The sequence below is a fragment of the Sphingosinicella sp. genome, assembly GCF_052387495.1.
Classification (GTDB): Bacteria; Pseudomonadota; Alphaproteobacteria; order Sphingomonadales; family Sphingomonadaceae; genus Allosphingosinicella.
Genome location: NZ_JBQTJC010000097.1, coordinates 1 through 8,011, shown reverse-complemented (window position 1 = coordinate 8,011; position 8,011 = coordinate 1). Strand labels below are relative to the sequence as shown.

9 protein-coding genes are annotated in these 8,011 nt (G+C 68.5%); 2 read left to right on the top strand and 7 right to left on the bottom strand.

Annotated features, from left to right (window positions below; translation table 11 throughout):
- Nucleotides 1-585: AMP-binding enzyme (locus ACT4N8_RS05485; RefSeq protein WP_444857126.1), on the top strand; the 585-nt coding region annotated here is incomplete at its 5' end.
- On the top strand, nt 582-1,544 hold the full coding sequence (locus ACT4N8_RS05480) for a glucokinase (RefSeq protein WP_444857125.1): 963 nt from the start codon (nt 582-584) through the stop codon (nt 1,542-1,544). The genes ACT4N8_RS05485 and ACT4N8_RS05480, both read left to right, overlap by 4 nt.
- Here the strand turns inward: ACT4N8_RS05480 and ACT4N8_RS05475 are convergent.
- The 7 genes from ACT4N8_RS05475 to ACT4N8_RS05445 all read right to left on the bottom strand — a co-directional run.
- Nucleotides 1,541-2,287, bottom strand: coding sequence for a glutathione S-transferase family protein (locus tag ACT4N8_RS05475; protein WP_444857124.1), 747 nt, complete (start codon nt 2,285-2,287; stop codon nt 1,541-1,543). The genes ACT4N8_RS05480 and ACT4N8_RS05475 overlap by 4 nt on opposite strands.
- A gap of 2 nt (nt 2,288-2,289) precedes the next feature.
- Nucleotides 2,290-3,432 (bottom strand): acyl-CoA dehydrogenase family protein, encoded by a 1,143-nt coding sequence (locus ACT4N8_RS05470; RefSeq protein ID WP_444857123.1) that lies wholly within the window; start codon nt 3,430-3,432, stop codon nt 2,290-2,292.
- Between the two features lie 2 nt (nt 3,433-3,434).
- A complete protein-coding gene (locus ACT4N8_RS05465; RefSeq protein WP_444857122.1) occupies nt 3,435-4,433 on the bottom strand; it encodes a CaiB/BaiF CoA transferase family protein in 999 nt (332 codons plus the stop codon).
- Between the two features lie 4 nt (nt 4,434-4,437).
- On the bottom strand, nt 4,438-5,436 hold the full coding sequence (locus ACT4N8_RS05460) for a bile acid:sodium symporter family protein (protein ID WP_444857121.1): 999 nt from the start codon (nt 5,434-5,436) through the stop codon (nt 4,438-4,440).
- A 39-nt stretch (nt 5,437-5,475) separates the two neighbouring features.
- Nucleotides 5,476-6,201, bottom strand: a complete 726-nt coding sequence (locus ACT4N8_RS05455) for a hypothetical protein (RefSeq protein ID WP_444857120.1) — start codon at nt 6,199-6,201, stop codon at nt 5,476-5,478.
- Between the two features lie 10 nt (nt 6,202-6,211).
- The gene (locus ACT4N8_RS05450; protein WP_444857119.1) at nt 6,212-6,946 is read right to left on the bottom strand and encodes a hypothetical protein; all 735 of its coding nucleotides are present in this window, start codon (nt 6,944-6,946) and stop codon (nt 6,212-6,214) included.
- 124 nt (nt 6,947-7,070) lie between these two features.
- A partial coding sequence (locus ACT4N8_RS05445; protein WP_444857118.1) for a toxic anion resistance protein occupies nt 7,071-8,011 on the bottom strand: 941 nt, incomplete at its 5' end.

The window sequence follows — 8,011 nt, the reverse complement described above, 5'->3', positions numbered from 1 at the left end:
CCAGCCGATGGGCCGGCAAGCGGCAACCTGTGCATCCGCAGGCCTTGGCCAGGAATGATGCGCACGGTCTATGGCGACCACCAGCGCTTCCGCGACACCTACTTCATTCAATACCCAGGCATGTACTTCACCGGCGACGGCTGCCGCCGCGACGAGGACGGCTATTACTGGATCACCGGCCGGGTCGACGATGTCCTCAACGTCTCGGGCCACCGGCTCGGCACGGCGGAGATCGAGAGCGCCCTGGTCGCTCACCCGAAGGTCGCCGAGGCGGCGGTGGTCGGCTATCCGCACGACATCAAAGGGCAGGGCATCTACGCCTACGTCACGCTGATCGCGGGCGAGACGGGGAGCGAGGCGCTGGAGGGCGAGCTCAGGCAGCAGGTGCGCCGCGAGATCGGCCCGATCGCGACCCCCGACCTGATCCACTTCACGCCCGCGCTGCCCAAGACCCGCTCCGGCAAGATCATGCGCCGCATCCTGAGGAAGATCGCCGAAAGCGATTACGGCGCGCTCGGCGACACCTCGACACTTGCCGATCCCGGCCTGGTCGACGACCTGATCGAAGGACGCCGCAACCGGTGACCCGCATCGTCGTCGGCGACATCGGGGGCACGCATGCCCGTTTCGCCCTCGCCACGTTGGACGGGGAGGGGCGGCCCGCGCTCGGGCCGATGAAGCGCTACCGGACGCGCGAATATCCGGGGCTGGAGGCGGCCTGGGCGCGATTCGCCGCCGAGGCGGGCGAGCCTTTGCCGCGCGACGCCGCGCTCGCCGTCGCCGCGCCGATCGAGGGCGAGGTGCTGCGCTTCATGAACAGCGACTGGCGCATCCCGCGCTTCGAGATCGCCGGCGCGCTTGGATTGGAGCGGCTCACCCTGCTCAACGATTTCGGCGCGGTCGCTCATGCCGTCTCGGCGCTGGGGGAGGGCGAGCTGGAGACGATCCTCGGACCCGCCGCGCTGCCGGAGTCGGGGGCGATCAGCGTGATGGGCCCGGGTACGGGTCTCGGCGTCGCGATCCTCGCCCGGCGGGGTGCCGACGTCACGGTGATCGAGACCGAGGGCGCCCATATCGGCTTCGCCCCGCTTGATCCCGAAGAAGAGGAGCTCGCCGACACGCTCGCCGCCCGCTACGGTCGAGCATCGATCGAGCGGATCGTCTCGGGCCCGGGCCTGATCGACATCTACGCCCATCTCGGCGGCGCGGGCGACTATCAGGCGAGCCGCGCCGGCGACTTGTGGAGCGCCGCGATCGACGGCAGCGACGCGATCGCCGCCCACGCGCTCGACATCCTTGTCCGCTGCTTCGGCGCGGCGGCGGGCGATCTCGCGCTCGCCCATGGCGCGATGGGCGTCGCGATCACCGGCGGCCTCGCCAATCGGATCGCCCATCTGCTGCGCACGCCGATGTTCGAATCGCGCTTCACCGCCAAGGGCCGCTATCGCGAGCGCATGCAGCGCACGGCGGTGATGCTCTCAACCTATCCCGAACCCGGCCTGCTCGGCGCCGCCATCGCCTTTCAGCGCGAGCATTTCGACTAAAGCTTCATGATCCCCCGCTTCGGCTCGCGCGTGCCGAGTGTTTCGGCGGTGAGCCTGGCGCCGGCCTGCTCGAGCGCCTCGCGGCGGCGCTGGGGCGTCGTGCTGAGCTGGGCCTGCTCGAAGGCATAGGTGGCGGCGAAGCAGGGCTCGGCGAAGGCGCGGTCGACGAAGGCGGCGAGGCGGCGCCAGCGCTCCGGATCGACCTCGACACCAGCATAGATGGCGTTGCGGAAGAAGCTGGCGATCGCGATATCGGCGATCCCGATCCGCTCACCGAAAAAGTAACCGCTCTCCGGAAGCTGCCCTTCGAGCCAATTCAGCTCGCGCGGCACGTCCTCGGCGAGCGTCTTCTCGATCCGCGCCTGATCGCCCGGCTCGCCCCAGATCAGGGGATGGACGACCTTCTGGTAGAACAGGCCCCAGATGAAGACGTCGCCGAGGCGGGTGTCGGCATATTCCTCGAGCCAGCGGGCGCGGGCGCGGTCTTTCGGGTCGGCGGGGAGCAAGGGCGGTTCGGGCCAGGCCTCGTCCAGATAGGCGCAGATCGCCGAGGAATCGGGGATCGCGAGATCGCCATCGATCAACACCGGGATGCGCCTTAGCGGGCTCAGCCGCTCGAATTCGTCATTGCCGAAGAAGGCGGTGATCGGATCGGTCTCGTAGTCGAGGCCCTTGAGGTGCAGGCAGGCGGTGACCTTGCGCACATAGGGGCTGGCGAATGAGCCAATAAGCTTGAACGTCATTTTCAGATCTCCCGCGCGATGACTTCCTTCATGATCTCGTTGGTGCCGCCGAAGATGCGGGTGACGCGGGCGTCGCGCCAGAGCCGGGCGATCAGATATTCGTTCATATAGCCGGCGCCGCCGTGGAGTTGGAGCGCGGCGTCGCACGCCTCCCATTGCAGCTCGGTGTGCCAGAGCTTGGCCGCGCTCGCCTCGCCGGCGGTGAGGTTGCCGTCATTGTGCCGCTTCAGCGCCCAATCGAGATGCGCCCAGCCGACCTGGAGCTTCGCCTGGAGGTCGGCGAGGGTGAAGCGGGTGTTCTGAAACTCGAACACGGTCCGGCCGAACGCCTTGCGCTCCCTGGTGAAGCTCACCGCCTCGTCGAAGGCGCGCTGCGCCGAAGCCTGCGCGCCGACCGCGATCGAGAGCCGCTCCTGCGGGAGCTGATTCATGAGGTAAGCGAAGCCCATTCCTTCCGCGCCCAGCAGGTTCGTCCGCGGCACACGCACGTCCTGGAAGAAGAGCTCGGACGTGTCCTGGCCGTGCAGCCCGATCTTGTCGAGGTTGCGGCCGCGGGCGAAGCCGGCGCGGTCGGCCTCGACGAGGATCAGCGAGGTGCCCTTCGCGCCCTCGGCCGGGTCGGTCTTGGCCACGACGATGATCAGCTCGGCGTGCTGGCCGTTGGTGATGTAGGTCTTGGAGCCGTTGATGACGTAGTCGCCGCCATCCTTGATCGCGGTCGTCTTGATGCCTTGCAGATCGGAGCCCGCCCCGGGCTCGGTCATCGCGATCGCGGTCGGCGTCTCGCCGGAGATCATCTTCGGCAGCCAGTGCCGTTTCAGCTCTTCCGAGCCATAGGCCTCGATATAGGGCGCGACGATGTCGGAATGGAGGCCGATGCCGGCGCTCGAGCCGACATAGGCGAGCTCCTCGTCGATTACCGCATTGTAGCCGAAATCGAGGGCGAGGCCGCCATAGGCTTCGCCGACATTGGGACAGAGCAGGCCGGCCTCGCCCGCCTTGCGCCAGAAGCCTTTGTCGATCTCGCCCTGCTCCTCCCAGCGGTCGAGATGCGGGACCAGCTCGCGCTCGAAGAATTTGCGGACCTGGTCGCGAAACAAATCGTGCTCCTCGGAATAAGCGAAGCGGCGGGAGAGATCGAGCATCCTCAAAGGTCCTTGAAGTGGGGGGCGGGAGCGGGCTGGATCAGGCCGCCTTCGTCGGTGAAGGTGCCGCGCGCGGCGTTGTGCGGATGGGCGGGCGCCTCGGCGAGGCTGAGGATCGGCGCGAAGCAGGCGTCGGTGCCTTCGAGGAGCGCGCACCAATGGTCGCGGGGCTGCGTCTGGAAAAGCGCGGTCAGCTCATCGCGGAGGGCGGGGTCGAACTGACTGGAGGCGAGGTTGAGCTTCTCGTTGAGCATTGCGAAGAAGTTCGGCTCGAGCGCGCCGAGCGCGATCCATTTGCCATCGGCGCATTCGTAGCTGTCGTAAAAGGCGGCGCCGGAATCGAGCAGATTGGCGCCGCGTTCGTCCTTCCACATGCCGGCGGCGAGCAGGCTGAAGGTCTGCGCGCCGAGCAAGGCCGCGCCGTCGACCATCGCGCAATCGATCACGCAGCCTTGCCCACTCGCGCGCGCCTTGAGGATGCCGGCGAGCATGGCGAAGGCAAGCAGCATGCCGCCGCCGCCGAAATCGCCGACCGCATTGACCGGCGCGGTCGGTTTGCCCTCGGCGCGGCCATAGCCGTGCAAATTGCCGGCGAGCGCGATGTAGTTGATGTCGTGCCCCGCTGCCTGGGCCAGAGGCCCGTCCTGCCCCCAGCCGGTCATCCGGCCGTAGACGAGGCGCGGGTTGTCGGCGCGGACGTCGTCCGGCCCGAGCCCCAGCCGCTCCATCACGCCCGGCCGGTAGCCCTCGATCAGCCCGTCCGCCGCGCCGATCAGCGCCCGCGCCCGCGCCACGCCCTCCGCCTGCTTGAGGTCGAGCGTGACGATCTCCGATCGCCCCCGCCGCAAGATGTCCTTGTCCGCCGGAATCGGGTGCGCCCAGCCAGCGCGCTCGACTCTGACGACATCGGCGCCGTGATCGGCGAGCATCATCGCGGCGAACGGTGCCGGCGCGAGGCCCGCGAATTCAACGATGCGAAGGCCAGCGAGCGGCTTGGTCATGGCCTCACGCTGCCCGATCCGGGGGCGTTTCGCCAGTGGCTGGTTCCGCCCCGCCCCGCGCCATCGCGCCGGCGATCCAGGCGCAGACGATGAGTTGGAGCGCGTGGAAGATCATGATCGGCAGCAGCACCACCCCCGCCGCCGCGCCGGGAAAGAGGATGCGGGCCATCGGCGCGCCGCTGATCAGGCTTTTGACCGAGCCGCAGAACAGGATCGCGACCCGGTTGGGGCGCGCGAAGCCGCCGAGCCGCCCGATCGCGACCGCGGCGAGCAGGATCAGGCCGAGCAGGCCGAGCAGCAATCCGCTCAGCCATGCGATCTCGCCCGGCGGCAGGCGGCGCCACACGCCCTCGATCGTCGCCGCTGAGAAGGCGCCGTAGACGGCCAGCAGGATCACGCCCTTGTCGACGAGATTGGTCAGCTTCGGCCGGGCCGAGACCAAAGCGAGCAGCCACGGCCGCAGCGCGTGGCCGAGCACGAAGGGCAGGAAAAGAAGCGCGAAGATCCGGCCGATCGCGCCGAGCGAGAAGCCCGCGCCCTGCGCCTCGAGCAGGGCAAGGACGAGCAAGGGCGTGAGGAACACGCCGATCAGGTTCGAGAAGGCCGCCGCCGCCACCGCCCCGGCGACATTGCCGCGCGCGAGCGAGGTGTAGGCGATCGCGCTCTGCACCGTCGAGGGCAGCACGCAGAGGAACAGCACGCCGATCCACAGTTCGGGCGCGAGCAAAGCGGGGAAGGCGAGCGCGAGGGCGAGGCCCGCCAGCGGGAAGACGGCGAAGGTGATGGCCAGGATGGCGAGATGGAGCCGCCAATCGATGACGCCGCCGATCAGAGCCTCGCGCGGCAGCCTGACGCCGTGCAGGAAGAAGAGCGCGAACACCGCCGCCAGGGTCGTCCATTCGACGGCCAGCGCCGCATCGCCCGTGACCGGCAGCCTGAGCCCCAGGAGCACCGCGGCGAGCAGCCAGAGAATGAAGCGATCCGGAAGCAGGCGGGCGAGCACCGCCCGGGTGTGGCCGGGCGCCCCGCGGCGAACAAGGGCTTATTGGCCGGAGAGGTCCGGATCGTCTTTGTAGCGCGTCTCGATGAAGCGCTGCTGGGTGTCGAAGCCGATCTGCTTGTCGCGGCAGCAGGTTTCGAGCAGCTCGTCCAGCTCGCGCGCGACGATGTCCAGGCTCTCGGTGAAGCGCTCGCTGCTCTCCGAGCCGGTTCGGCGCAGGGTTGGGGGCAGCTCGAGATAGGAATCGATCAGCCGGGGCAGATGCTCGCCGATCAGGCGGCGCGCCTCGCCCTCGGGCAGCGAATTGGGCTCGAGTGTGGCGAGATGCGGCTGCAGCTCGTTGAGCCGCGCGACGATCGCGTCGGTGGCGGGGAGCGCGCGGCCCGGAAACTCCTTGCTCCGGTCGATCAGCCCGTCCTCGACGCGCAGCGCCAGCTCTGGCAGCGGCAGCATTTTGGGCATGCCCGGCGCGGCGGGCGCCTCCTGCCGTCGGCTCGGCCAGGAGAGGCTGATCAGCGCGAAGATGATCGCGGTCGGGATCGCCACCAGCCAGGTGAAGAAGCCGATCCCGCCGAGCGCGATCGCGGCGGCGACCAGAGCCGCCATCAGCCCGACGAAGATCAACGCGGCGCGGCGGACCCGCCGCAGCGCCTCCTCGAACTTGCGCTTCGCCCGGCGCTTGCGCGCCTCGCGGCTGGCCGACGAGCGCAACGTCCGGCGGAGGAAATCCTCGGTTTCATAAAGGACGTTTTCGAGCTCGAAGCCCATGGCTGCAGACCTACTCGCTCCGGATCGCTTCGTCGCCGTCCTTGTAGCGGCTTTCGATGAAGCGGCCCTGCGTCTCGAAGGCGTTCAGATCCTCGCGCGCCAGCTTGCGGCCGAGATCGTCGAGCGCGGTTTTCGCCGCGTCGAGCCCCTGGACGAGGCGCTGGTCGACGGTCAGGCCCTCGCCGTCGCGCTCGGCGCGATAGGCGGCGGGGACGCGCTCGTAGCGCTCGATCAGCTCGGGAAGGTGCTTGCCCATCAGCCGCCGCGCGTCCTGCGCGAGCGGATCGAGCAATTCCGTCTCGGCGAGGCGGCTTTCGAGCAAAGGCAGCTGCGCGCTGATCGCGTCGATCCGGCTCGCGGCGGGAGCGGGGAGGGCGGCGCGCTTCCTCGCCAGCATCGAATCGAGCCGCTGGACGACGGCGCGGTTCGGCATGTCCTCCTTATAGTCGACGATCGGCTTCTCGCCGCTCCAGACCGAGAAGACAATCACGGCGAGGAACATCAGCGCGCCGACCGCGAACAGGCCGCCCAGCCCGATCGGCCCGACGATCAGCCCGAAGGCGATGGTCGCGGCGATCAGCACGCCGAGCGCCATCCCGATATTGGCGAGCCGCCGCGCCACGCCCGCGACGCCGCGCGACATTGCCCGCCGCGACGCCGCGCGCGAGGCGGAGCCGCGGTCGATCCGCCCCATCACCTCGTCGAAGCGGGCGATCGCCTGGTCGACCTGGCGGGTGGTGCTCATCGACGTCCTATTTCGTCACCCCGGACTTGATCCGGGGTCCGCCTGTTCTTCCCCACCGCCGCAAGGAATGCGGATGCCGGATCAAGTCCGGCATGACGAGGGGAAGGAAGGGCGGCGACGCGCATCAGCCCTCGAGCGCCGTGAACGGGCTTTCGGCGCTGGTGCCGATCTGCCGGTTCTGCTCGACGCCCTCGGCGCGGGCGATATAGCCGCGGCTCTTCTCGACCTCCTTGCCCAGCGTCTCGACCGTCTGCTTCATGTTGCCGAGCGCCTCGATCTTGAAGCGGTCGATCGTGTCCATCGTGTCGTAGATGTTCTGGAAGGCGCGCTGCAGCGTCTCCAGGGGGATGGTGGCCGACGCGGCCTGTTTGTGGATGTCGCCGGTCTGACTCTTCAGCAGCTCACCGGTCCGGTCGATCATGTTGGCGGTGGTGGTATTGAGCGCGGTGATCTGTTCGAGCACCAGCCGCTGGTTGGTCAGCGCCTGGGCGACGGTGACCGCGGTGCGCAGCGCCGAGACGGTCGTGGTCGAGGCGCGGTCGACGCCCTTCACCAACTCGACATTGTTCTTCTTGACGAGATCGAGCGCGAGATAGCCCTGCACGGTGACCGCCATCTGGGTGAGCAGATCGGTGGTGCGCTGGCGGGTGTAGAACAAGGCGGTCGCGCGGATCGCCTTGGCCTTGGCGGGCTCGGTTGCGTCGAGCTCGTTGGCCTTCTCCTCGAGCTTCGCGTCGAGCGCCTTGGAGATGTGGATCATCTGCTCAAGCTTGCCCATCGTCTTCCACATGTTGGCGCGCTCGACGTCGATCGCGGCATTGTCCATGAGGAGCTCGTCCTTGCCCGAGGCGAGGCTGGAGAGGATCGCGGCGATGTGGGTTTGCGCGGACTGATACTTCATGAAATAGCCGCGCAGCGAATTGCCCCAGGGGATGATCCCGAACAGCTTGCGGGGCTTGACGCCGCGGCCGGGATCGAGGCCCTCGACCGTCTTGCGAAGCTGGGTCAGGTCGGCGCCAATGCCCGTGTCGCTGTCGATCGCCTTGATCGGGCGATCGAGGAAGC

Coding starts and splice junctions, on each gene's coding strand:
- ACT4N8_RS05455 (WP_444857120.1), bottom strand. CDS start 6,201: ATGGGCTTCGAGCTCGAAAACGTCCTTTATGAAACCGAGGATTTCCTC.
- ACT4N8_RS05470 (WP_444857123.1), bottom strand. CDS start 3,432: ATGCTCGATCTCTCCCGCCGCTTCGCTTATTCCGAGGAGCACGATTTG.
- ACT4N8_RS05475 (WP_444857124.1), bottom strand. CDS start 2,287: ATGACGTTCAAGCTTATTGGCTCATTCGCCAGCCCCTATGTGCGCAAG.
- ACT4N8_RS05465 (WP_444857122.1), bottom strand. CDS start 4,433: ATGACCAAGCCGCTCGCTGGCCTTCGCATCGTTGAATTCGCGGGCCTC.
- ACT4N8_RS05450 (WP_444857119.1), bottom strand. CDS start 6,946: ATGAGCACCACCCGCCAGGTCGACCAGGCGATCGCCCGCTTCGACGAG.